Source organism: Rhodococcus sp. OS5, from assembly GCF_056837585.1.
Genome location: NZ_CM166368.1, coordinates 3,212,026 through 3,238,747 on the forward strand (window position 1 = coordinate 3,212,026; position 26,722 = coordinate 3,238,747).

Consider the following 26,722-nt stretch of genomic DNA (forward strand, 5'->3'; position numbering starts at 1 on the left):
CCCGGGGTCCATCACCCTGTGTGTTTCACTCATACCCATGTCGAACCTGGTTCAGACACCCCACTGAGCGATAACTTCTCGCAATCGTACAGCTATGGTTGCCGCCGGACCCGGTTCGATCATCTGGTTGTGTTCGCAATCGACTTCGGTGACTCGGATGTCCCCTTCTACAAACCTTCGCCATTCGGCGACATCGTGTCCGTTCTCCGTAGATCTTCCGGCTACGAAGAACTCGATGGCTCCAACGTGGACAGGCGGTTGGTGCCGATTCGTCAATTCGACGGAGTGGGAGTAACCGCGACTGATCCGCGCCAGATGCTCCGCTTCGATTCCGATTCCGGCACCCAGGGTCTGCTCCAGCAATTCCGCCGCTTCTTCGAAGGTCTCGACCGTCTTGGATCCCGCCGGCATCGCGAGCCCGGCCAGTAGTTCGGAGACCGAGAGTTCTGCGGGCTGATCGGAATCCGACGACGGATAGCTGTCGAGTATCGACAGAGTCACGTCACGTCCGCTCCGAGTGAGGCTGTGTGCCACGGCGTGTGCGATCACGCCGCCGAGCGACCAGCCGGCCAGATGGATCGGGCCGGTCGATGCCACGGCTGCAATGCGATTCGCGTAGTCGTCGGCGAGTTCGGTCAGCGAGTCGAAGCTGGGCCCGCCGCTCAGGGACGGTAGCTGAAGACCGTAGACGGGTTGATCCAGCTCGAGATGCTTGACGAATTCTGCGTAACCCCAGGACAATCCGATACCCGGATGGACGAAGAACAGTGGTGCACGATCGGATCCGGCGCGCAGCGTGATCATCGGGGCGAGAAGATCCGACGAATCGTCCGGCGAGTGTGCGTCCATTCCGTCGGCAGCCCGGGCGACTCCGGCAGGTGTCGGATCCAGGAAAAGCGATTGCAACGGCACTCGCATCCCGAGACGCTTCTCGAGTTCGATGGTGATGCGAGTGGCCACGATCGACGTTCCGCCCAGTTCGAAGAAGTCGTCGTCGACGCCGATGTGCTCGTGCCCGAGCACGGTCTCGAAGATGTCGACGACCGTTCGTTCGGTGTTGTTTGTCGGCGGTGCGTACGGGACCGTGCGTCGCTCGAAGCTCGGGGTCGGCAGTGCCTTGCGGTCCAGCTTGCCGACCGGTGTCACCGGAATGCGGTCGACGACGACGATCGCGCCGGGAACCATGTGCGCGGGCAGGCGAGAAGACAGATGGCGGCGAAGCTCCCAGTCGTCGACGGTCTGTCCTTCCACGGGCTGGATGTAGGAGGCGATCATCGTCTCCCCCGACGGCGCTTCGTGCCCGAGTGTGGCGGCGAAGTAGACGGATGGGTGTGCCATCAGGACAGAGTCGATTTCGCCGAGCTCGATGCGGAATCCGCGGACTTTGATCTGGAAGTCGCTGCGGCCCAGGTATTCGAGGGTGCTGTCGGAGCGCCAGCGCACCAGGTCGCCCGTGCGGTACATCCGCTGGCCTGGTTCGCCGAACGGATCGGCGACAAATCGGTCGGCGGTGAGGTCGGGACGATTGTGGTATCCCCGGGCGAGTCCGGGGCCGGTCACGTACAGCTCCCCGATGACTCCCACCGGCACGGGCTTGAGGTGCCCGTCGAGGACCAGTCCGGCAAAGCCGATGGCCGGTCGTCCGATGTTGATGTCCTTGCCCGGCCGCATGGGTTCACTGACGCTGGCCTGGATGGTGGATTCGGTGGGTCCGTATCCGTTGAACATGCGACGGTCGCGGCCCCAGATGTCCACGAGTTCGGGTGGGCAGGCCTCGCCACCGACTGCGAGTACGCGGAGTTCGGGTAGCGCGGAGCTTTCGATCGAGCTGAGCGCGGTCGGAGTGATGAACGCGTGTGAGACGTGTTCGTCGGCAAAGATTTCGGCCAACTCGGATCCGCCGAAGACCGTCGGTGGGATGACGACCAGGCACGCTCCGCTGCCGAACGCCATCATGAGTTCGAAGACCGAGGCGTCGAAGCTCGGTGATGCCAGGTGAGAGATCCGCGAATAGGGCTGGACGTTGAATCTCTGATGTTCCTCGGCGTTGAGGTTTGACAACCCGAGGTGGGTGACGATGACGCCCTTCGGCTTCCCGGTTGAACCCGAGGTGTAGATCAGGTACGCGGGATGCCCGTGATGCAAGGGGATCGTGCGGTCGCGATCGGTGATCGCGGCTGCGCTCTGGGCGTCGATCTCGTCGACGGTCTCGGCTTCATCGAGGACCATCCACTCGACCGTGTCGGGAAGTTGACTGCGGTGAGCGTCGTCGGTGATGCCGAGTACGGCCCGCGAATCGTCGAGCATGTGGTTGATGCGATCGTCGGGATAGTTCGGGTCGACCGGCAAGAACGCTGCACCGGTTTTCGTGACCGCCCAGATCGCGACGATCTCCGCAGTGGACCGCGGCAGACCCAGCGCCACAAAATCTTCGGGACCGACGCCGCGCCGACACAGCGCGCGCGCCAGCTTCGTCGATTCCTCGTCGAGCTCGCGGTAGGTCATCGACCTCTCGCGACTCGAGAGGGCTGGGGCATCCGGGTTCGAGGCGACTGCTTCGGCGAGGATCTCCGGCCACACCCGCGCTCGAGTCGCGGCGGCACCGGATGCCGGCACCAGGGCAGCTGTTTCATCGGCGCCGAGGATGCCGATGTCGGCGATACGTGTTGCGGGTTCGCGTCCGACAGCGTCCAGGATCAGGCGCAGTCGGTCGGCAAACCGACGAATGGTGGCGGGTTCGAAGAGATCGGTTGCGAAGTCGAAGGCTGCGGACATCCCAGCCGGGATGCCGAACTCGTCGAACTTCTCGTCGACGATCAGCTCCAGGTCCTCCTTCGCGAATTTGGTTTCCACGGTCAGTCCGTCGATGTCGAGGCCGGGTAGGTGGAAATGTGCGGGTTCGTTGTTCTGAAGTTCGAGGGCGACCTGGAACAACGGTGAGTACGACGTGGATCTGGTTGGGTTGATGACGTCGACGAGCCGTTCGAATGGCAGGTCCGAGTTCTGGAATGCGGCCAGGTCGATTTCCCGGACGTGCTCCAACAGGTCGGCAAACGTGATGTCGGGATCGACGCTGGTTCGCAGGACCAGTGTGTTGACGAACATTCCGACGAGATGGTCGAGCGCTGCCTGACCTCGGCCGGCGATCGGTGTGCCGATGGTGACTTCGTCGGCGCCCGACAACTTGGACATCAGCACTGCGAGCGCGCCGTGCAGCGCCATGAACATCGTGACACCGTTTGCCCTGGTGAGGTCCGCGAGGGCGCGGTGGGTGTTCGCGTCGATGTCGAAGGTGAATCGGTCACCGTGGAAGGTCTGTTGCACGGGTCGCGGGTGGTCGGCGGGCAGTGCGATGACGTCGTCGAGTCCGGCGAGTTGCTCACTCCAGTAGTGCAATTGGCGACTGATGACGGATTCCGGGTCGTCTTCCGATCCGAGGACGCGATGCTGCCACAACGTGAAGTCTGCGTACTGCACCTCGAGTGGCGCCCACGTGGGCTCGGTCCCTGCCGTACGCGCCAGGTAGGCCGTCATCACGTCGCGTGCGAGCGGCGCCATCGACGAACCGTCGGCGCAGATGTGATGGACCACGACAAACAGAATGTGAACGGGTTCAGCGGTGTCGAGTCGGAACAGTGCCACGCGCAGCGGCAGGTCCACCGACACGTCGAAGCCGGTCGTGGCGAGTCGTTGCATGCGCTCCGCGAGTTCGTCCTCCCCCAACGTCATTTCACGGACCGGCGGTACTGCCTCGTCGACGGTGAGCACTTGCTGAATCGGATCGCCGCCGACGGCGGGGAACACCGTCCGCAGTGTTTCGTGCCGCTCGACGACGTCGGCGATGGCCTGTTGCATGGCCGTAACGTCGAGGTCACCGGTGAGGCGAACAGCTAGTGGGATGTTGTACGCGGCTGAGCGTGTGTCGAATTGGTTCAGGAACCACATGCGCTTCTGCGCCAACGAGAGCGGGACGCTGCCATTGCGCTCCATGGGAGTGAGCGGCACAGTGCCGACGGCAGTGACAGCGCTGGAGAGCCGTTCGGCGAGCTGAGCCGTCGTCGGTGCCTCGAACAGCACGCGCACCCCGACGTCGATGTTCAGTGCGGAGTTGAGCCGCGAGACCACGCGAGTGGCGATCAGCGAGTTGCCGCCGAGCTCGAAGAAATTGTCGTCGACGCCGACCCGTTCGACGCCGAGTACGTCGATGAACGCATCGGCGATCCGACGTTCGAGGCTGGTGCCGGGCGCCCGGAATTCCACACCGGTTCCGGTGAACTCCGGCGTCGGCAACGCTTTTCGATCGAGCTTGCCGACCGCGGTGCGCGGTAGCTCGTCGACGATCATGATGCTGGCCGGAACCATGTGCGAGGGAACACGTCCGGCGAGGTGCGCGGTGATCTCTGCCCCGGTCAGCGTCGATCCTTCCTCGACGGTGAGGTAGGACGCTAAAACTGTGGCGCCGGCCGGTCCGTCGACGCCGAGTGTCACGCAATTCGTGACACTCGCCATTGCGGTGATCTGGGCGTCGACCTCGCCGAGCTCGATGCGGAATCCGCGAATCTTGACCTGGAAGTCGCTACGCCCGACGTATTCGATGGTGTGATCGCTTCGCCAGGAGACGATGTCGCCCGTGCGGTACATCCGGTCGCCTGGCTTGCCGAAGGGGTCGGCGACAAATCGCTCGCTGGTCAGGCCGGGACGCCGGTGGTATCCGCGAGCCAGGCCGATGCCGGCGATGTACAGCTCACCGGGAGCTCCGACGGGTACAGGTTGCAGGCGCGAATCGAGGATCATCTCGTGCACGCCGCGGATCGGTCCACCGATCGTGATGGGTGCGCCCACTGTCATGGGTTCGCTGATGTCTGCCATGACGGTTGTCTCGGTCGGGCCGTAGGCGTTGACGAATTCTCGTCCGGGAGCCCAGAGGCCGACGAGATGCGGCGGTAGTGTCTCTCCCCCGACGACGACGTGCCGGAACTCGTCCAGGCCGGCCGGGTCGACGGTGGCGAGTGCTGCCGTGGTGACGAACGCGTGAGTGACGTGTTCGCGGCGGATGAGACTTGCCAGTTCGGCGCCGCCGTAGATGTCGGTCGGGACGATCACCATGGTTGCTCCGACACCGAATGCCTGCAGGTACTCGAAGACGGCTCCGTCGAAGCTGGGGGTGGCGAAGTGCAGGGTTCGAGAGTGGTGATCTGCGTGGAATCGACGCTGCTGGTCGAGTGCGAAGCTGTCGAGTCCGGTGTGGGTGACGACAACTCCCTTGGGTCGGCCGGTGGATCCCGAGGTGTAGACCACGTAGGCGGCGTTGTCCATGACCACCGGTGCACGCCGTTCGTCCTGGGTGATCGGCAGCGTGCAACTGGTGGCGACGTCGTCGTCGAATGCCTCTTCTCCGAGCACCAACCAGGACACGATGGGTGGAAGTGTGTCGATGGCGTCGACGACGGTCAACCCGAACAACACCTCGGAGTCGCTGAGCATGTGTTCGATTCGGTCAGCCGGATAGGTGGGGTCGACGGGGACGAACGCTGCGCCGGTCTTGGCCACCGCCCACACCGCGAGTACGGATTCGACGGACCTTTCGATGCCGATGGCAACCGACGTCTCGGGCCCGGCGCCGCGGCGAATCATGGCTCTGGCCAACTGGTTCGAGCGCCGGTCCAGTTCGGCGTAGGTCATGGAACGGCTGCCGGCCGAGAGCGCGATGCGGTCGGGATAGGTGGCAGAGACGTCGGCGAGAATCTCTGGGAGCGTTCGCGCGGAGCGCCCCGGGGAGCCGAAGACCGGCGCAAGATCACGGCTCTCGAACTCCGTGAGAACCTGCAGACGGGCCAGCGGCTGATCCGGTGCCGAGGCGAGTTGCCCGAGGACGATGCCCACGCGCTCGGTGATCTTGGCGACTTCGCGGGCGGAGAAGTGCGTCGGCAAGTACTCCATCTTCAGATTCAGCGTGTCACTTTCGGACGCCACCACGGCAATCGGATAGTGCGCCGAGTCGCGTCCGTCGATGCCGAGAACGTGCATTCCCGCGATGTCGGTTTCGGCGGTCAGGGCTGTCTCGTCGACGGGATACGACTCGAATACCGTCAGGGTGTCGAAGGAACCGGCGGCGCCGACTGCTCCGGCGATGTCCGACAGTCCGATGTGGTGGTGGTCGAGCAATGACGCTTGCTCGGATTGCACGCGAATGGCCATTTCGGCGAGGGTTTCTCGGGCGTCGAGGCGGACTCGGACAGGCACCGTGTTGATGAACAGGCCGACTATCGATTCCACGCCGGGCACCTGTGGTGGGCGTCCTGAGACCGTTCCGCCGAAGACGACGTCGTCGCGTCCGAGAAGTTCGGCGAGCACGATTCCCCATGCCACCTGTACCAGGGTCGCCATGGTCAGACCGCGGCTTCGCGCGAACGCCCGAAGAGTCTCGGCTCGTTCGGTCGGCAGCGAGTACGAGTGGATTTCACTTGCCACGGTTTCGGCGGCGGTGTCTGCCCTCGAGAGGTGGGTGGACGTGTCGACGCCCCGTAGCGCTTCTTGCCACGCCCGTAGCGAAGTCTCGGGTTCTTGCTTCGAGATCCAGGAGAGATAGTCGCGATACGACTGAACTCGGGGCAGAATCTCGGGGTCACCGTCGGTTGCGTAGAGAGTGAGCAGGTCTCGAAGCAACAGCGGGGTGGACCAGCCGTCGAGCAGGATGTGGTGGTTCGTCACGACGAGGCGTGCTGTGTCCGGTCCGATTCGCACGAGCATGAAGCGGATCAACGGGGCTGTTTCCATGTCGAAACGATGAGCGCGATCGCGTTCGAGCAGCTGACCGAACGCGACTTCGCTGTCTTCGGCTCCGGACAGGTCGATCTCGGCCCAGCCGATGTCGACACCGGAACGGATCACCTGCAGTGCCCGCCCTCCCGGTGCGGAGACAAATCCCGCGCGCAGGCTCGGATGACGATCAACCAAGGCCTGCGCGGCGCGGCGCAGGCGCGGCGCCTCCACCCGACCCCCGAGCTCGAGGGTCAGTTGCACCATGTACGGGTCGATTTCGGTTTCGTCGAACTGGGCGTGGAAGAGCATGCCCGACTGCAGAGGTGACAGTGACCAGATGTCGGTCAGGTCGGGGAATCTGCGCTCGAGCTGTTCGATGCTCTGTTGATCCGCGGTGACGAGATCGAGATCGGTGGGCGTGAGCTCGCGCTCGGAGTGTTCCTCCACGTATTCACTCAGTGCGCCCAGTGCTCGGGTCCAGAGCTCCGCCAGTTCGGTGACTTCGGCCTCGCTGAGAATGCCGCGCGGGAAGGACCACGTAGCGCGCAGAATCGGACCGTGTGCGGTATCGGTCGTGACGGCGTTGATGTCGAGCACCGACGCGGCGGCCAATTCGCCGCTGTGCGCTTCGTCGAGGGTCACTTCCGAGATCGGCAGCCACGGCACTTCGCCGTGCTCGGGATCCGAGCCGGCAAATCGTCCGAGGTAGTTGAACGAGATCTGCGGCGTGGGCAGCTCACGAAGTTCCTCGTTTCGATCGAGGTACTTCAGGATGCCGAACCCGATTCCGTTGTCGGGCAGGCCGAGCAGCGTTTCCTTGACGAGTTTCACGGCGGAGGCGGCGGTTGATCCCCCGGCCAGTGCATCGACGACATCGAGTCCGGTGAGATCGATCCGGACGGGGAACAAGGTGGTGAACCAGCCGACCGTGCGCGAGAGGTCGGCGCCCGGTACGGCGTTCTCCTCGCGGCCGTGCCCTTCGAGGTTGACGAGCACGTCCCCGCTGCGCTGTCCGCGCGATCGACGCCAGGCGGTGACGGCAATCGCGAGAGCAGCGAGCAGCCCGTCGTTCACCGAGCCTCCGAAATGCTGAGGCACCGTCGAGATGACGTTCTCGGTCACGGAGGTCGGAACGTCGACGCTGACGCGGTCGACGGTGGCTCCGACATCGACGGCTGGGTCGAGCCCGCGTGCCCCGAGCAATGGCTCGTCGGTCCGCATTCTCGACCACAGGTCGATCTCGTCGCGTCGCTGCGCAGCGGTCTCGGCGAGCGCTGTCGCCCAGCGACGTATCGACGTTCCACCCGGCGGAAGTATCGGTGTTTCTCCGTCGAACGCCGAGGCATAAGCAGTGACCAGGCCCGGGACGAGCATGCGCCAGGACACACCGTCGACCGCGAGGTGATGAAGGACCAGGAGCAACCGTCCGGCTTCGGCCCGGTTGCCGTTCGAGCTGACGGGATCCAACCAGACTGCGCTGATCATCTTCCCGTGTTCGGGATCGAGGCGGCTGGATGCGTCCTGCATCGCGGTTTCCGCAGCGGCGACGAATTCTTCGCCGCTGGTGGACACGATGGAGGTTCGGCGCAGGATGTCGGGGGCGGTGATGCTCCCTGGCTCGCGGATCTCGAGTTGGTGAGTCGCGGCGTCCAGGCGCGCCCGCAGCACGTCGTGACGATCGAGGATCGTTTGCAATGCTCGTTCCAGCGCGGGGCCGGAGACATCCGCGGGCAGTGCGATCAGCGCGCTCTGGCTGTAACTGCGGATCGTGCTCAGGTCACCGCGACTGCGTTCGACGAGCCACTCCATGATCGGCGTGAGCGGTAGCGGGCCGGCTCCCCCGCCGGGTAGCTCCGTGAGAACCGGTGCCGTTTCCGATGATTCGATGAGGAGCACTTTGGTGAGGCCGGCCACGGTCTTCGCTTCGAAGACGTCCCGCGGAGTGAAGACGAGGCCTGCGGACTTCGCCCGTGAGACGAGTTGGATCGACATGATCGAATCGCCGCCGAGACCGAAGAAGGAATCGTCCACTCCGATACTGCCCCGACCCAGCACCTCCGCGAAGAGGTCCGCGAGGACCGCTTCGGTAGCGGTGGCCGGCGCCCGCGTCGCCTCGGTTGTTCCCGTGACGGTGAAGTCCGGAGCCGGGAGGCTGCGTCGGTCGAGCTTTCCGTTGACCGTCAGTGGAAGCGATTCGAGGACGACGATGGCGGTGGGCACCATGTACTCCGCGAGTTCGGCGGCGACGAAGTCGGTCACCGTCGCTGAATCGACGGTACTGCCTGTTTCGGCGACCACGTACCCGACGATCCGCGGTGACGCTCCCTCCGTTCGAACAAGTGCTACCGAGGCAGCGACGCCGGGGCAGCGGAGCATTGCGGCTTCGATCTCGCCGAGTTCGATGCGGAAACCACGCACCTTCACCTGGAAATCACTGCGGCCCACGTACTCCAACTGCCCCGCGTCGTTCCACCTCGCCAGGTCCCCGCTCCGATACATTCGATCCCCCGAACTACCGAATGGATCGGGAAGGAACCGCACCGAAGTCAATGCGGGTTTCCCGAGGTATCCCCGAGTCACCTGATCACCGGCGACGTACATTTCGCCGACGACACCTGGTGGTACCAAGTTCAGTCGCCGATCGAGTACGTAGACGGACAATCCCGGTACTGCTCGCCCGATGATGCTCGCCGACGCGTGCTCGCTGTCGTTGCGGTCGAGTGCGATTCGACTGACGTGCACTGTCGTCTCGGTGATCCCGTACATGTTGACCAACGTCGGAGCCGTGTCGGCCCGCCTGTCGTACCACTTGCGCAACTGCCCGAGGTCGAGCGCTTCGCCACCGAAGACGACGTAGCGCAGTGCAAGGTCGGGACCCGTGCCGTTCGGTGAGTACGCACGGTCGGCTTCGGCGAGTTGGTAGAAGGCGGTGGGTGTTTGGTTCAGCACCGTCACTCGCTCCCTGCGGAGCAGTTCGTGGAACATGTCCGGTGATCTGGTCGTGTAGTAGTCGACGACGACCAGCCGGCCCCCGTGTAGCAGCGGCCCCCACAGCTCCCAGACGGAGAAGTCGAATGCGTACGAGTGGAACATGGTCCACACGTCCGTGTCGTCGAACCCGAACGTCGGGGCGGTGTTGTCCATCAGAGTCAGGACGTTGCGGTGGCTGACCTGGACACCTTTGGGGCGCCCTGTGGATCCGGAGGTGTAGATGATGTACGCGACCGCGTCGGGCAGAAGTGGTGTCGTCCGGTCCGCGTCGGTGATGCGATGGGGCGCGGAGTGATCGAGGCGTACCGCGATCTCCGGCGATCCGAGTTCGACGATGTCGATGCCGGATTCGATGATCTCCGAAGGTAGGTCCCTTCGGAAGTCTCCGGTCGTGACCAGGCATACCGGCCGCGCGTCGTCGAAGAGGAACCGCATGCGCTCGGCCGGGTAGGTGATGTCGACCGGCAGGTATGCCGCTCCGGTTTTGATGACGGCGACGAGGGCGAGCACGAGATCGGTGGTTCTGGGCATTGCAACGGCAACCACGGATTCCGGACCGATACCGCGGCCGATCAGGAGCCGCGCCAGGCGGTTAGCGCGCCCGTCCAGTTCGGCGTACGTCATGGCGCCGTCGCTGTCGTTGACCGCGGTCGACGACGAATGTGCTGCAACAGCCTCGAAGAATCGGTCCGCGATGTTGTCCGCTGGAGCCGGTTCGGCGTGAGTGTTCCACTCGGTCAGCATCTGTCGACGCTCGTCGGCGCTCACGACGTGGATGTCACCGGTAGGAGTCGACGGCTCTCGGGAGACCGCCTCGAGGATGGTGAGCAGTCTGCGTGAGAACGATCCGATCAAGTCACCGTCGAACAGGTCTGTGGCGTAGATGAATTCGGCGTCGATTCCATCCGTTCCGCCATCCGCGTCGTAACGCTCGGTGACCGAGAGTTGCAGATCGAACTTGGCGACGGGTAGGTCGAACTCGACTCCCGAGACCGACAGCCCCGGCAATTCGAGTTGTGGGAGTGCATTGTTGCGGAACTCGATGAGGATCTGGAACAACGGAGTGTGCGAAGTCGAGCGTTCCGGGTCGAGTGCGTCGACCAACCTTTCGAAGGGCAAATCGGTGTGCTGGAACGCGCCGAGGTCGCCTTCGCGAACCTGGGCGAGGACGTCCTCGAACGACGCGTCGGGCGTGATCTGTGTTCGCAGCACGAGAGTGTTGACGAACATACCGACCAGGTGATCGAGTTCGGCCTCGCCGCGGCCGGCGACGGGTGTCCCGATGGCGATGTCCTCGGTACCGGCCAGGCGCGCCGCAAGTACCGCCAGTGCTGCGTGCATGAGCATGAACATGGTGGTGCCGTGCTCACGTGCCAGGTCGGTCAGCGCCCGATGGGTCTGCGGCGATACCGCGAACCGGTGGACCGAGCCGACCATGGACGGCTTTGCCGGACGTGGGAACGACGTCGGCAACGCGATCGGCTCGCCCAGTCCCGCGAGTCGGTCCTTCCAGTAATCGAGCTGACGGGTCAGAGCCGAGTCCGGATCTTCCTCGGAGCCGAGCACTTCGTGCTGCCACACAGCGAAGTCGCCGTACTGCACGGCCAGTTCCGACCAGTTCGGCGCACTGCCGGCACTGCGGGCCGCGTAAGCCGCTGCCACGTCCGCTGCGAGGGGGTTCATCGAGAACCCGTCGGCGACGATGTGGTGGACGACGATCACGAGTACGTGCCTGCGCTCGTCCCCGTCGACGCGCAGGACCGCGCAGCGGATCGGAACTTCGGCCGAGGCGTCGAAGCCTGCCGAGGCCAGCTCGAGGATTCGATCGGACACTCTGGCAGCAGTGACGATTTCCGGCTCCAGGATCGGCATGACCTCGTCGCTGGACATCACCTGCTGAACCGGCTGTCCGTCGATCGAGGGGAACTTCGTCCGCAAGCTCTCGTGGCGCTCCAGTACGTCCGCTACCGCGGCCTGCAATGCGGCGAAGTCCAGATCGCCGTCGAGGCGCACTGCCAGGGGAACGTTGTAGGCGGGGGACGTCACGTCGAACTGGTTGAGGAACCACATCCGCTTCTGTGCCAGTGACACGGGCAGTGGGTCCGGGCGGGATCGCCGAGTCAACGGTGGTCTGGGGTTCTCGCCGCGGCCGACGCTTTCCGCCAGACGAGACAGCTGCCGAACTGTCGGAGACTCGAACAATCCTCGAACGCCGATGTCGGTGCCGAGAAGTGCGTTGACGCGGGCGATGACGCGGGTCGCGGTCAGTGAGTTTCCGCCGACGTCGAAGAAGTGAGTGTCGATACCGATCGGAGACACTCCGAGCACGTCCTCGAAAACGCCCACCACCAGCCGTTCCAACTCGGTGGCCGGTGCAGTGAGTGTTTCGGCATCGGTGTCGAAACGAGGCGCCGGAAGAGCAGCCCGATCGACCTTGCCGACGCCGGTCAGCGGTAGTTCGTCGAGCACGACGACGCTTGCGGGCACCATGTGTGCCGGCAGTAGCTCCCGTGCCGCCGCCCGGATGTCCTCGGCGCTCACCCGGCGTTCGTCGTCGCAGACGACATATGCCGCCAAGGCCTGCTCGTCGGAGGGTCCGCGCACCGCCAACGTGACCGCGTACTCCACGCCGGGCAGCTGACCCAACGCCGTGTCGACCTCGCCGAGTTCGATACGGAAGCCGCGGATCTTGACCTGGAAGTCGCTGCGTCCGAGGTACTCGATGGTGCGGTCGCTGCGCCAGCGCACCACGTCGCCCGTGCGGTACATCCGCTCCCCCGGCTCGCCGTACGGGTTGGCGACAAATCGTTCGCTTGTCAGTGGTGAGCGCCCGTGATAGCCGCGCGCGAGTCCGACTCCGGCGACATACAGTTCGCCGGGAACTCCGACGGACACCGGTTGAAGTCTGCGATCGAGGACGACCTCGCTGAATCCGCGGTTCGGCGGTCCGAGATAGACCTTCTCGCCGGCCGGGATGGGGTCGCTGAGGTTGCAGGAGATGGTGGTTTCGGTGGGTCCGTAGACGTTGACGAACGATCTTCCCGGCGCCCAGGTGCGCACCAGGTCCGCCGAGGGCGCCTCGCCGCCCACCGTGATGGTGGTCAGTTCGTCGATTCCCTCGGGATCCACCGACGTCAGCGCTGCAGGCGTGATGAACGCGTGGGTGACATGTCCCTCGCGGAGAACGTCGGCCAGTTCGGTTCCTCCGTAGACGGTGGTGGGAGCTACGACCAGTTCGCCGCCGACGGCGAAGGCGAGCAGGTACTCGAGAACGGAGGCGTCGAAGCTCGGAGAGGCGAAATGCAGTGCGCGTGAATTCTCGGTGAGACCGTAGCGATGACGCTGTTCGTCGGCGAAGTTCTCGAGACCGGTGTGCGTGACGACGACGCCCTTGGGTCGGCCGGTCGAGCCCGAGGTGTAGATGAGGTAGGCAGTGTTCTCCAACCGCGGGGTTCCTCGACGCTCGTCCTCGCGTAGCGGCGCCGCGGATACTCCGGAGAGCCGAGCGATGCTCGTCGGGTCGTCGAGTTCGAGCCACTTCGTCACACCGCCGTCGCCGGGTCTGTGGGCAGCCGTGGTCAATCCGAGCGAGGATGCCGAGTCCTCGAGCATGAACGAGATCCGGTCACTCGGGTAGCGAGGATCGATCGGCACGAAGGCGGCGCCGGTCTTGGTGATCGCCCAGACCGCTGCGACGGATTCGAAGGAGCGTTCCACACAGATCGCCACCCGTGAGTCCGGGCCGGCGCCTTCCGAGATGAGCACGCGCGCCCACTGGTTCGACGCCTCGTCCAGCTCTCGATAGGTCATCTTTCTCTCACCACAGGACAGTGCGACCCGTTCGGGGAATCTGCTCGCGGTGTCCGAAAAGATGCGATCGAGTGTCCTGACCGAGCGGCCCTGCCGGCCGCGCGCGGGAACCAATTGCTGCACTTGCGAATCCGGCATCAGGCGCAGTTTCGCCAGCGGGAGATCCGGTTGCGCGGTGATCAGCTCGAGGGTGCGGAGCAGCCGGTCGGCGATCGCGTCGATGTCGTGATCGCCCAGGACTCCCGGGAAATACTCGAATTTGAGCCGCAGTCGCCCGTCTGCCGCAGAGGCAACGATCGCGAGTGGATAGTGCGCGGCATCCTCGGCGTCGTGGACGTCGAGAACGTGCATTCCGGCTATGTCGGTGCCGGAGGAGAGTCCACCGCGGTCGACGGGATACGACTCGAACACAGTCAGCGTGTCGAACGATGCAGCGGACCCCACAGCCGAAGTGATATGCGAAAGCCCGACATGATGGTGATCGGACAACCGCGCCTGTTCCGCTTGGACGCGAACGCACAGCGCCGCCAGGGACTCTCGCGGATCGAGGCGAACTCGGACGGGGACGGTGTTGATGAACAAACCCACCATCGACTCGACGCCGGACACCTGGGGTGGTCGGCCGGAGACGGTTCCACCGAAGACGACGTCGTCGCGGCCGAGGAGTTCGGCGAGCACGATTCCCCAGGCCACCTGGATCAAGGAGGCTGTCGTCAGGCCACGGGAGCGGACGAATCCACGCAGAAGTTCCGTCTCACGTTCTCCGAGCGCTGTGGTCGTCGAGCGTGAGGTAGCGCCGTCCTCGTCGACGGCGTGAGTTCCGGTGAGCAGCGTCGGGTCGTCGAGTCCGCGGAGTGCTTCGCCCCAGGCCTCGATCGACACGCTGTCGTCGCGAGTGCTGATCCAGCTCAGATAGTCCCGGTAGGGGTGTACGCGTGGGATGGCACTGTGATCACTGTCTGTCGCGTAGAGCGTCAGTAGGTCGCGGACCAGCAGCGGCATCGACCATCCGTCGAGGAGGATGTGGTGGTTGGTCAGGATCAACCGATACGCGTCGTCACCGGTTCGCAGAAGCAGGAACCGCAGCAGGGGCGGAGTGGCCATGTCGAAGCCGCGGACCCGATCCGCATGGAGAAGCTCGCGTATCTCGGTCGCTTGTTCGGTGGGGGCCAACGGAGAGATGTCGATCTCGGTCCACGGCACGTCAACGTCGGCGCTGATCACCTGCACCGATCGTCCACCGGTGTCGGTCGTGAACGCCGCGCGTAGGTTCTCGTGTCTGTCGAGCAGTGCCTGTGCGGCGCGGTGCAACCGGGACGCGTCGACTCCGTCGAGTTCGAGTGCGAGTTGGACGGTGTACGCGTCCACAGTGTGTTCGGCGTAGCGGGCGTGGAAGAGCAGTCCGGATTGCAGTGGTGAGAGGGACCAGACGTCGGTCAGTGACGGGAACTCGCGCTCGAGGTGGTCGATGGAATCCTGGTCGAGGTCGATCAGGTCGATGTCCGACGGGGTGAGTCCCCCGCGTTCGCTGTGTTCGGCGTAGGTGGCCAGCGCGCGCAACGCCTGCACCCAGAGGTCGGCGATGGCGCGAGCATCGCGCTCTGCCAGCACGCCGGTGGGATAGGCGATAGTGGCACCGATGTGCGGTGCGCCCGAGATCTCGGTGGTGACGACGTTGACGTCCAGGACCGAACCCACGGGCATGGCGGACCGAGCTGCCTCTTCCAGATCGACGTCACGCGCAAGTGCCCAGTCCCCCAGTGACTCTCCTGCTTCGGTGCCGGAAAAGCGACCGAGATAGTTGAACGAGATCTGCGGTTGGCGGAGATCTTCCAGTTCCGCTCGGCCCACCTCGTCGAGATAACGCAGAACTCCGTAGCCGATGCCGCTGTCCGGAACTCCCAACAGTTCTTCCTTGACCCGCTTGAGAACCACCGCTGCCGCGGAGCCGCTGCTCAACACGTTCGCGATGTCTATGTCGGCGAGGTCGATTCGCATCGGGAAGACACTGGTGAACCAGCCGACCGTGTGCAGGACGTCCGCACCGGGCACCACGTGAGCTTCGCGTCCGTGGCCCTCCATCGAGATGAGTACGTTGTCGGTTCGTATGCCCTGTGCCTGCCTCCACTGCGTCAGTGCCAGTGCGAGAGCAGCAACGAGACCGTCGTTGACTGATCCACCGAAAAGCGCCGGAAGCGTGGTCAGGACTGTGTCGGACAGTTCGACGGGTACGTCGGCGACAACTCGGCCGACCGAATCGAACGTGTCGAGCCGCGGGTCCAGCGGCCGGGTTCCGATCAGCGGGTCGGCACCTTCGAGTATCGAACGCCACCGGGGCAATTCGACTCTTCGATCGGGCGCGATGTCGCGGAGCGCATGCGACCAACGACGAACCGACGTGCCCGAGTACGACGGCTCCGGTTCCTCGCCTGCATCGATGCGGTGGAAAGCCGACGCAAGTTCCGGCACGAGGACGCGCCAGGAGACACCGTCGACGGCGAGGTGGTGGATCACCAGGAGTAGCCGGCCGGTGTTGCGCACGCCGGACAACCAGACGACCCGCACCATCACGCCCCGGCCGGGGTCGAGTTCTCGACGCGCAACGCCCAGTGCGTCGACGATCGCCGCGTCGAACACCGCGGTGCCCGGCTCGGCCTCTACCTCGATCACCCGGCAAATATTCTCGGCTGCAACAGATCCCGGCTCGCCGACAACAAGCCTGCGCTCGCCGTCGAGCTCGAGGCGTGCGCGAAGGATGTCGTGACGATCGAGAACAACTTGAAGAGCCGCGGTCAACTGCTCCACACTGCGAAGCCCGTGCGGCGCGTTGAGAAGAGTCGCTTGGGAGAACGAATCGAGACCTCGGAGATCGGAGCCGAGCCGGTCGAGCCACCACTGAGCCACCGGCATCAACGGCACGTGGCCCACGCCGTCTCCGGGAAGTTCCTCGAGCACCTCGGGTTCGTCGTCCTTGGTCGATGCCAGCAAAACCGCAAGACCGGCGACCGATTTCACCTCGAAGACGTCACGCGGGGTGAAGACGAGCCCGGCATCGCGGGCACGGGCGACGAGCTGAATCGACATGATCGAATCGCCGCCCATCGAGAAGAACGAGTCGTCGACGCCCACCGATTCGACACCGAGGACATCGACGAACAAGGCGGCCAGCGTGCGTTCGGTATCGGATTCGGCGGCCCGCGAGCGTGCCTGGGTTGCTCGCAAGTCGGGAACCGGCAGGGCTCGGCGGTCGAGCTTTCCGTTGGCAGTCATCGGCAGTTCGTCGAGAACGACCACGACCGCAGGAACCATGTACGGGGCCAGAGCCGAGCCCGCGAACGCGATGACGGCCTCGGGATCCACAGTCTGAGCGTCGTTGGCAGGCACGACGTATCCGACGATCCGTGCGGCGCCTCCGTCACGTTCGAGCGTGGTCACCACGGAATGTGCAACGCCGGGATAGCGAGCCAGAACTGCCTCGATCTCGCCGAGTTCGATGCGGAATCCGCGAATCTTGACCTGGAAATCGCCTCGACCCTGGTACTCGAGTTCTCCGTTCTTGTTCCACCTGGCGAGGTCGCCGGTTCGGTACATCCGTGTGCCCGCACTGCCCGCGGGATTGGGCACGAATCGTTCGGCGGTCGTGCCGGCGCGGTTTCGGTAACCGCGGGCGAGTCCGTCGCCGCTGACGTACAGCTCTCCCGTCACTCCGACCGGGACGCGGTGCAGGCGATTGTCGAGGACCCACGCGGTGATGCCTGTCGACGGGCGACCGATCGTCACTCGATCGGTCGGGGACATCGGCTCGGTGATGCTGGCGACGACCGTCGATTCGGTTGGTCCGTAGGCATTGATCATGATCCGGTGATCGCTGACCCAGGCGGCGACGAGGTCCGGTGGGCAGACGTCGCCGCCGGTTCCGATGCACACCAGCTCGTTCAGTCCGCTCGGATCGACCGTGGCCAGTGCGGCTGGTGTGATGAAGGCGTGCGTGACGTGCTGGTCGGCGATCAGACTCGTCAGTTCGGTTCCGCCGATGATGCTCGGTGGGGCGATGACCATCGTGGCCCCGGCACCAACAGCCATCAGGAGTTCGAGAATCGAGGCGTCGAAGCTCGGTGAGCTGAAATGCAGCGTGCGCGAGGTCGACTCGACGCGGAAGCGGCTGCGTTCCTGCTCGGCGAGTGCCGAAAGCCCACGGTGAGTGACCATGACGCCTTTGGGGACGCCGGTGGAACCGGAGGTGTAGATGACATAGGCCGGGTTGTCCAGGGACACCGCAGCCAGCAGCTCCGAGGCATCTATCCGCTGATCACCGATCTGTTCGAGGGTTGCGAGTGTCTTTGCCTGATCGAGCAGAACGGCGTCTGCCTCGTCGGGGACGACACCCACATGCTCGGCGGTGGTGAGAACGACGCCCGCTCCCGAGTCGTTGATCATGTGGTGCACGCGGTCGACGGGATACGCCGGGTCGACGGGTACGAATGCAGCGCCGGACCTGGCAACCGCCCAGATCGCGACCACGGATTCCAGTGAGCGTGATAATGCCAGGGCGACAACGGATTCCGGACCGACCCCGCGGCTGATCAACAGTCGTGCAAGCCGGTTGGCGCGGCGGTCCAGATCGGAGTAGGTCAGATGGCGGTCGCCGAAAATCAGTGCAGTCCTCTGCGGTTCGTCGACGTACTTCCGCTCGAGCAACGTCGAGAAGTGAACCTGCTCGGGAAGTTCCGGTGTGACGGCGCGAATCGTGTCGAGATCACTCACGAGATCGATGTCGCCGACCGGCGTGTGCGGTGATTCGGTGACAGCACCGAGAATCCGAACCAGGTATCGAGCGAAACCTTCGACGGTCGACTCGTCGAACAGGGCGCTGGCGTAGGTGAACCCGGCCTCGATTCCGGCCGGCCGGCCGTCGTCGTCGAAGGTCTCGGCAAGCGTGAGTTGCAGATCGAAATTCGAGACGGCGGATTCGAGTTCGAGGACCTCGACGTCCAAATCCGTCAGACGAACTGCTGGCCGAGTGGTGTTCTTGAACTCCAGCATCACCTGGAACAACGGTGAATGCGACGTCGACCGCTCCGGAGCCAGCGCATCGACGACGCGCTCGAAGGGGACGTCTGCGTGAGCGAAGGCGTCGAGGTCGGTGCTGCGAACTCTGGCCAACAGATCGGTGAACGAGGCGGCGGGGTCGACGTCGGCGCGCAGGACCAACGTGCCGACGAACATACCGACCATCGGATCCAGTAGGGCATTTCCGCGCCCGGCGATCGGTGAGCCGATCGTGATGTCTTCCATGCCGGACAATCTCGCCACGAGCACTGCGTATGCGGCGTGTACCGCCATGAACATACTGCTTCGGTGTTCGATCGCGGTTTCGCTCAGACGACGGTGGATGCCGGCATCGATGTCGAATCGAACGACGCCGCCCGAGAGATCCTGCACACGCGGACGCGGTCGATCTGCGGGGAGCGCAAGAAGTTCGGGAACACTCGCCAGTTGACGTGTCCAGTACTCGAGCTGACCGGCAAGAGTGCTGTCCGCTTCGTCGATCCGACCGAGAGCCCTTTCCTGCCAGATGGCGAAGTCCGCGTACTGGACCGGAAGAGGAGACCAGTCTGGCGCCTCACCTCGATGCCTTGCCGAGTACGCGCTCATCACGTCGAACGCCAACGGTGCCATCGAGAATTCGTCGGCGCAGATGTGATGGACGACCACGGTCAGGACGTGATCTTCTTCGTCGACCTCGATCAGTTCCGCCCTGATCGGTGGAGTCTGCGTGACGTCGAAGCCCCTCGAGGTGAGACGTTCGATCTCCCCGAGTACCGCTTCGGCGTTCGCGGCGACAACCGGCAGCGCGCCCAACGCTTCACCGGGTTCGACGATCACCTGCGCCGGCACTCCCTCGATCATGGGAAACAGCGTGCGCAGCGATTCGTGGCGAGTAAGCACGTCGGTGATCGCGCCCTCCAACACGGCAACGTCCAACCGGCCTCTCAGCCTGATCGCTATGGCGACGTTGTACGCCGCGGACGTGACGTCGAATTGATTGACGAACCACATGCGCTTTTGTGCCAGCGACAGCGGGATCGTCTGTGGCCGCGGCAATGCCTCGAGCGGAAGGACTGCCGCTCCCCCTCGTGCCGTGGCGCACTCGACCGCCAACTGCGCAACGGTCGGCGCGTCGAACAACTCTCTGATCGACAAGTTCAACGACAGCGAATCGTTCACGCGCGCCACAGCGCGTGCAGCGACGAGGCTGTTTCCGCCGATCTCGAAGAAGTTGTCGTGAACACCGACTGCCCCGGATTCGAGAAGCTCCTCGAAGATCGCCACCAACTGCGCTTCGAGCGGTGTTCGCGGCGCCAGATACGTCTGCGAACTGTCGAAGCTGGGCGCGGGCAGAGCCTTCCGATCAAGCTTGCCGGTCGAACCGAGAGGGAACACGTCGAGGGCGATGACCACCGCGGGAACCATGTAGGCCGGAAGGAGACCTCTCAACTCGGTGCGTAGGCCGTCCGTGTTGATCGAAGTGCCGGTGTCGGCGATGACGTAGCCGACCAAACTGTCACCGACCACGTCGTCGTGATGGACGAGAGCAGCAGCTTGCGCGACACCGGGCAGCCTGAGCAATGCTGCTTCGACCTCGGCGAGTTCGATGCGCTGGCCGCGGATCTTGACCTGGAAATCGCGTCGACCGACATAGTCGAGCAGCCCGTCGGCGCGCCACCGGACGACATCACCGGTTCGGTACATCCGGGTGCCAGACGGGCCGTACGGGTCGGCCACGAACCTGTCGGCGGTGAGATCGCTGCGCCCGAGGTATCCACGCGCCAGTTGCACTCCCGCCAGATACAGCTCGCCGTGAACGCCGACCGGAACCGGATGCAGCCGCCCGTCGAGGACATAGAGCTGGGTGTTCCACACGGGCGCACCGATGGGAACGGTGACGGTCATGTCGGGGGTGAATTCGGCGGCGCTGACGTCGACGGCAGCCTCCGTGGGTCCGTACAGGTTGAACAGTCCCGCAGAACTCAGACGGGTGAACGCCTCCGCAGTGGTAGGCGCGAGGGCTTCACCGCTGCAGAACACCTGACGCAGGCTCGCACACTGCCCGGCAGTCGCGGCAGCGACGAATTCCGCGAGCATCGACGGAACGAAGTGCGCCGTCGTGACGCCTCTGTCGGCAATCAACGCCGACAGGTACCCGGGATCACGGTGCCCGTCCGGTTCCGCGATCACCAACTGCGCGCCGGTCTGCAGGGGCCAGAACAGTTCCCACACCGAGACGTCGAAGGTCACCGGGGTCTTGTGCAGCACCACGTCCGACGCGTGAAGGGGGTACGTGTCCTGCATCCACAGCAGGCGATTGACGATCGAACGGTGTGATACTGCAACACCTTTCGGTCGACCCGTCGATCCGGACGTGAAGATCACGTAAGCAGCATTGTCCGGGCGCAGGGGTCCGAGCCGATCAGCGTCGGTGATCGGCGCCGTCGTGGACACCTGACGATCGAGATCGACGTCCACGATCGGGACTCGCGCGGGAAAAGCGCCGTGGTCCTGGGGCCGGCTCAGCACGCAGATCGGTTCCGCGATGTCGAAGACGTACGCGATGCGCTCGGCGGGATGATCGGGATCCACCGGGACGTATGCCGCACCGGCACGGATCACGGCGTGGACCGCGACGAGTAGTTCCGGTGACCGTCGAATCGACACCGCGACGCGCATGTCCGGGCCGACCCCGCGGGCAATGAGGGTTCTGGCAAGTTCACCGACCCTCGCGTCGAACTCCGCATAGGTCAGTGTCCGCTCGCCGAAGACCAGCGCGGCCCCCTCGGGTGTCCGGGCTGCCTGCTCCGCCACCAGGTCCGAGAGGGTGGTGATCGGTACGGCGTGTTCGGTGGCATTCCAACGCTCGAGGACCAGTTCCGCCTCGCCCGGAGCTGTGAGATCGACGTCGCCGACGACGGATTCCGGGTAGGCAGCTACCGCGTCGAGGAGCATCGTGAAGCGATCAGCGAGGCCGGACATGGTGTCCGAGTCGAAAAGCTGGCTGGCGTAGTTCAACTGGCCGTCGAGATGGTCGCCGCGGTCGGTGAGAATGACCTGAAGATCGAACTTTGCCGCGCCCGTCGACAGTTCGTCGACCGTGACCTCGAGCTCGGGCAAAGTGACCTCGGTGGGAGCGGCGCCCTGCATCACCAGCATCACCTGGAACAGCGGCGCCTGGTTGTCTGCGAGGGATTCGACGAGTACGTCGTACGGCACTTCGGTGTGCTGCAAGGCCGCCACGTCGACGTCGCGGACGCGGGTGAGAACTTCACCGAAGGTGAGTCCCCCCTCGAGAACCGTCCTCAGCACCACCGTGTTGACGAACATTCCGACGACGTCGTCGAGAGCGCGCTCGCTCCGCCCGGCCACCGGAGTGCCGATCGTGATGTCGTTCGCTCCGGATTCTCGGCTGAGCAGGACGGCCAGCGCGGCGTGGATCACCATGAACACGCTGACATCGCTGCGCGCCGCGATCTCGCCGACCCGGCGGTACGTCGCGGAGTCGATCCGGAAATCGAGATCGTCACCGCGCAGCGAGACACCCGCAGGGCGCGGATGATCCATCGGCAGTTCCGCGAGCTCACCGCGTTCGGTGAGCGTGTGCGACCAGAACCGCAACTGCTCGGCAAGAATCGAATCCGGGTCGGACGCTTCACCGAGCGCTCCGCGTTGCCACTCGCTGAAATCGCCGTACTGCACTTCGAGTGGCAGCCACGCCGGCACGCGTCCGCTCGCCCGCGAGGCGTACGCCACCATCACGTCACGAGCCAGCGGCGCCATCGACAGGCCGTCTGCTGCAATGTGGTGCACGACGAGGACCAAGGTGTGCTCGCGTTCGTTCACCTCGAGCAGAGTCGCGCGGATCGGCACCGATTCGCTGACGTCGAATCCCTCTCGCGCGAGCTCACTCGCCCGCGCCGAGGTCGCTGCGGCAGGTACCGTTTCCACCTCGAGATGATCGAACATCTCGTCCACACCGAGAACGTGCTGGACGGGGCCACGCGCACTCTCGGGGAAAACGGTCCGCAAGATCTCGTGTCGAACGATGACGTCCCGCAGCGCGGTGAACAGTGCATCGACGTCGAGATCGCCGGTCATCGAAACCGCGATCGGAATGTTGTACGCCGGCGAACTCGGATCGAGTTGATTGGTCAGCCACATTCGTTGCTGCGCCAGAGATACCGGTATCCGGTCAGGGCGATCGATACGCGTCAGTGCCGGGGCACGTGTGTTCCGCGAGTCCGCGAGGTCGGCACGTGCTGCCAGAGCGGAGACGGTCGGCGCCTCGAAGAGGTCGAGAACGCTCAGCGTCGTTCCGAGAGCTCCGTTGACCCGCGACACGACGCGGGTCGCGATCAACGAGTCACCGCCGAGGTCGAAGAAACTGTCGTCTGCTCCCGCCCGGGTGATACCGAGCAGATCGCAGAACACCGCCGAAATTCGCTTCTCGGTCGAGGTCTCGGGGGCACGGTATTCAGCCGACCCGCCCACAGAATCGATGTCCGGTAACGCTTTCCTGTCGATCTTTCCTGCCGGAGTCAACGGAATGGAGTCGAGGACGACGATCCGCGCCGGAACCATGTGGGCTGCCAACGAAGATCTCGCGTGGGCGACCAGCTCGGAGTTGTCGATGTTTGTGCCCGCAGCCGCCGTGACGTACGCCGCCAACAGTGTTTCCCCACTCGGGCCCGCAACTCCGGCGGTGACTGCCTGTGCGACGCTCGGGTGGCGGCGCAGCACGTCGTCGATCTCGCCGAGCTCGACGCGGAAACCGCGGATCTTGATCTGGAAGTCGCTCCGGCCGAGGTACTCCAGCTCACCCTCGCCGTTCCACCGCGCGAGGTCACCCGTGCGGTACATGCGCTCTCCCGCAACACCGTTGGGGTCGGCAACAAATCGTTCGGCCGTAATCGTGGCACGCGCGTGGTACCCGCGCGCCAAACCGACACCGCTCACATAGAGCTCGCCGGCGACACCGATCGGCACCGGTTGAAGCCGCGAGTCCAGGAGGACGGTTGCGGCTCCGCGCATCGGCTTCCCGATGGTGACGGGAACATCGCTGCTCAGCGGTCCGGTCAGAGTGGCGACGACGGTGGTTTCGGTCGGTCCGTACGCGTTGAACATCGAGCGTCCGTGTGACCACTGATCCACCAGCGCGGGTGAGCATGCGTCGCCGCCGGTCACGACCACTCGTAGATCCGGTAGGCCGGCGGGATCGACTGTTGCCAGCGCGGCCGGGGTGACGAAAGCGTGGGTGACCCGTCCGATACGCATCACCTGTGCCAGTTCGTCGCCGCCGTACACGGTGGGCGGCGCGATCACCATCGTTGCCGCGCCCCCGAAGGCAAGGAGGAGTTCGAGGACCGAAGCGTCGAAGCTCGGCGAAGAGAAATGCAGGGTGCGGTCTCCAGGTTCGACTCCGAACCTGACTCGTTCTTCGTCGGCGAAGCTGCTCAGCCCGCGGTGACTGACCACGACGCCTTTGGGGACACCGGTGGAGCCGGACGTGTAGATGAGGTATGCCGGATCGTCGTAGCTCAGGCGCGTACGCCGCTCGGCGTCGTCGACCGGTGCATCGGAATGGTGCGAGGTGTCCAGTTCGTCGAGGAGCAGCCAATCCACCGAATCGGCGAGCCCGCCGTGGTGCTCCCCCACACTGATTCCGACTACAGCTCCCGAATCGGTGAGCATGTGCCGAATACGATCCTCGGGGTAGTGCGGATCGATCGGGAGGAAGGCACCGCCGGTCTTGGCCACCGCCCACGTCGCGGTCACCGATTCGAGAGACCTCGACAGCGCAAGGGCGACATAGGTGCCGGGGCCGACTCCCCTGTTGATCAGTTCACGGGCGAGTGTGTTCGACTCGGCGTCGAGATCCCGGTAGCTCACCTCACGATCACCGAAAACGAGCGCTGGGGCATCGGGGTTCACAGCCGAGGCCCGGCGGAGAATATCGGGGAGAGTCAACGGGGAGGACGCGGTCGCTCCCCGCGCCGGTACCAGGGACTCACGCTCGAAGTCGTCGAGGAGATCGAGGTCTCCGACCGGCGTTCGCGGGGCTGCTGCTGCGCCTGCAAGGATCCGCACCAGTCGCGAGAGGAAGGCTCGGACCGTGGATTCGGCGTAGTGCTGCGTGGAGTACGCAACCTCGAGGGCGCCGGTATCTGCGTGGACGTCGATCGCCACGTCGAGGCCGGCAATCGTGGTCTCCTGCGAGCCGTCGTTGAGGTGGACGTGCAACTCGGGCAGTGCGGGGACACCTGCCGCCGATCGAATCGACAACGTATCGCGTTCTCGAGCAAGAGAACTCACGAACTCGTCGAACGGCGCCGCCGGATCGACCTCGCAGCGCAGGGGCAAAGTTCCCCACTCGGTCCTCGTTCCGATCAGCACGTCCCGGCGCTCGGTCGATCTCGACAGCAACGAAGCAAATGCGGCATGGACAACGGCAAAGAGGGAGACGCCTTCCGTGCGCGCAAGTTCGGCGACCGCGGGATCGAGTGGGACGCTCAGCCGATTCGTACCGGTGGGCTCCGATTCGGCGTCGATTCGCTCGAGGCCCAGTGTCTCGAGGTCCAGTGTGGAGCCCTCGTCGGAGTCCCCCAGGTATCTCGCCCAGAACCGCTCGAGTTCCCTGCGCTGTGCACTGCGCGCCCCTGCCTCGGCACTTGCCGGATGGATCCGGTTCATCGGCGTACCGGCCGGTGCTGCTGTCAGTTCTGCGACCAACTCGGTGAACGCCCGGTGGTGCTCGGCCAGTTCGTCGTGGCCGTAGCGATTGGGGTTTCCGCGAAAGTCGATCAACGTCTGCGCCGGATCGCCGCTCTGGTACACGTTGACCAGCAGATCCTCGACCGGACCCGACGTGACGATGTGATACTCACCGGTCAGTGGCCCGAGGGTTATCTCCTGCCGGAAGAGCATCACATTCATCATCGGGCCGGACAGACGCGCGTCGCCGACGGTCAGACCGGCATCACGCCGGATGTCCTCGAGGCTGCATCGCTGATGACGAAGCGCACCGAGAAGTTCGAGTTGCACGCGCCCGACCAGATCGTCGACACTTTCGTCCGGGTTTACGTGGATGTGTAGCGGCGCGACGTTGACCAGCATTCCGCCGGACCGCTGCAGCGGTGCCGTCGTCCTCGCGGAAACCGGCAGGTTGATCAGCACGTCGTCGTAGCCGGTACTGCGGGACAGGTAGCACGCCAGTGCCGAAATCAACACTGCGGCCGGAGTTGCACCGGAACGTGAATTCCACTCGTCCAAGGCAGCAAGGCTGTTCGCCGACATCGCGGCACTGACGAGTTCACTGCGTGCAGTCGGGGGTCCCTCACGGGTGGCCAACGTCGAACCGTGTTCGACGCCCGACACACGCTGGGCCCAGTACTCGCGGTCGGCTTCGAATCGGCTCGATTCGCGGTACTTCTGGTCGAGCTCGGACAGCGTCGTGACGTCGAGCGCCTTGTTCACCGCAGGTTCTCGACCTTCGACGGCTGCGGTGTAGATCGCCGCAATCCGATTGACGATCGTCATACCGCTGTAACCGTCGAGAGCGACGTGATGAATCCTGGTGTACCACAGGTAATCCCGATCACCAGTTTGAAGAATTGTCATCTCGACGAGACGATCGCGAGTCAGATCGAGCGTCGTCGCGTAATCGTTGTCCATCCACTCCGAGGCAGCCTGCCGAGGGTTCTCACGCTCGCGGAAGTCGAAGTAGTCGATGCCCGGGTCGATCGTGAAGTCCACGATCTGGCAGGGCTCCCCATCCGGGTACATCAACCGTAGAAACGGAGATTCGAACTCGTGGGCAGCCTCCACCGCGGCGCGACTGAGCAGTTGCATGTCCAAATCGCCGTGGAACTCGATGTACTGCGCGATGAAGTACGGGACCGTCGGGTGAAGTTGCTGCGCAAACCACATGCTGCGCTGCACCGCAGACAGGGGGAACGCTCCTGCCGGCAGGCTTCGCGATCCGGTGAGCGGGTCGATCCTCTTGTCGGTATCCATCACGACCACCCCCACACAGCGTTGTGACGATCAGCGTTGTCACGATCAGCGCCGGGAAGTGTGGCTCGGGGATTGAAGAGAAACATCGCACCGC

At 64.5% G+C, this 26,722-nt stretch carries 1 protein-coding gene; it reads right to left on the minus strand.

Translation table 11 applies throughout. From position 1 onward, the window contains the following. Positions 1-51: 51 nt before the first annotated feature. Positions 52-26,628, minus strand: coding sequence for a non-ribosomal peptide synthase/polyketide synthase (locus ACVZUB_RS15110; protein ID WP_482627489.1), 26,577 nt, complete (start codon positions 26,626-26,628; stop codon positions 52-54). Positions 26,629-26,722 lie beyond the last annotated feature (94 nt).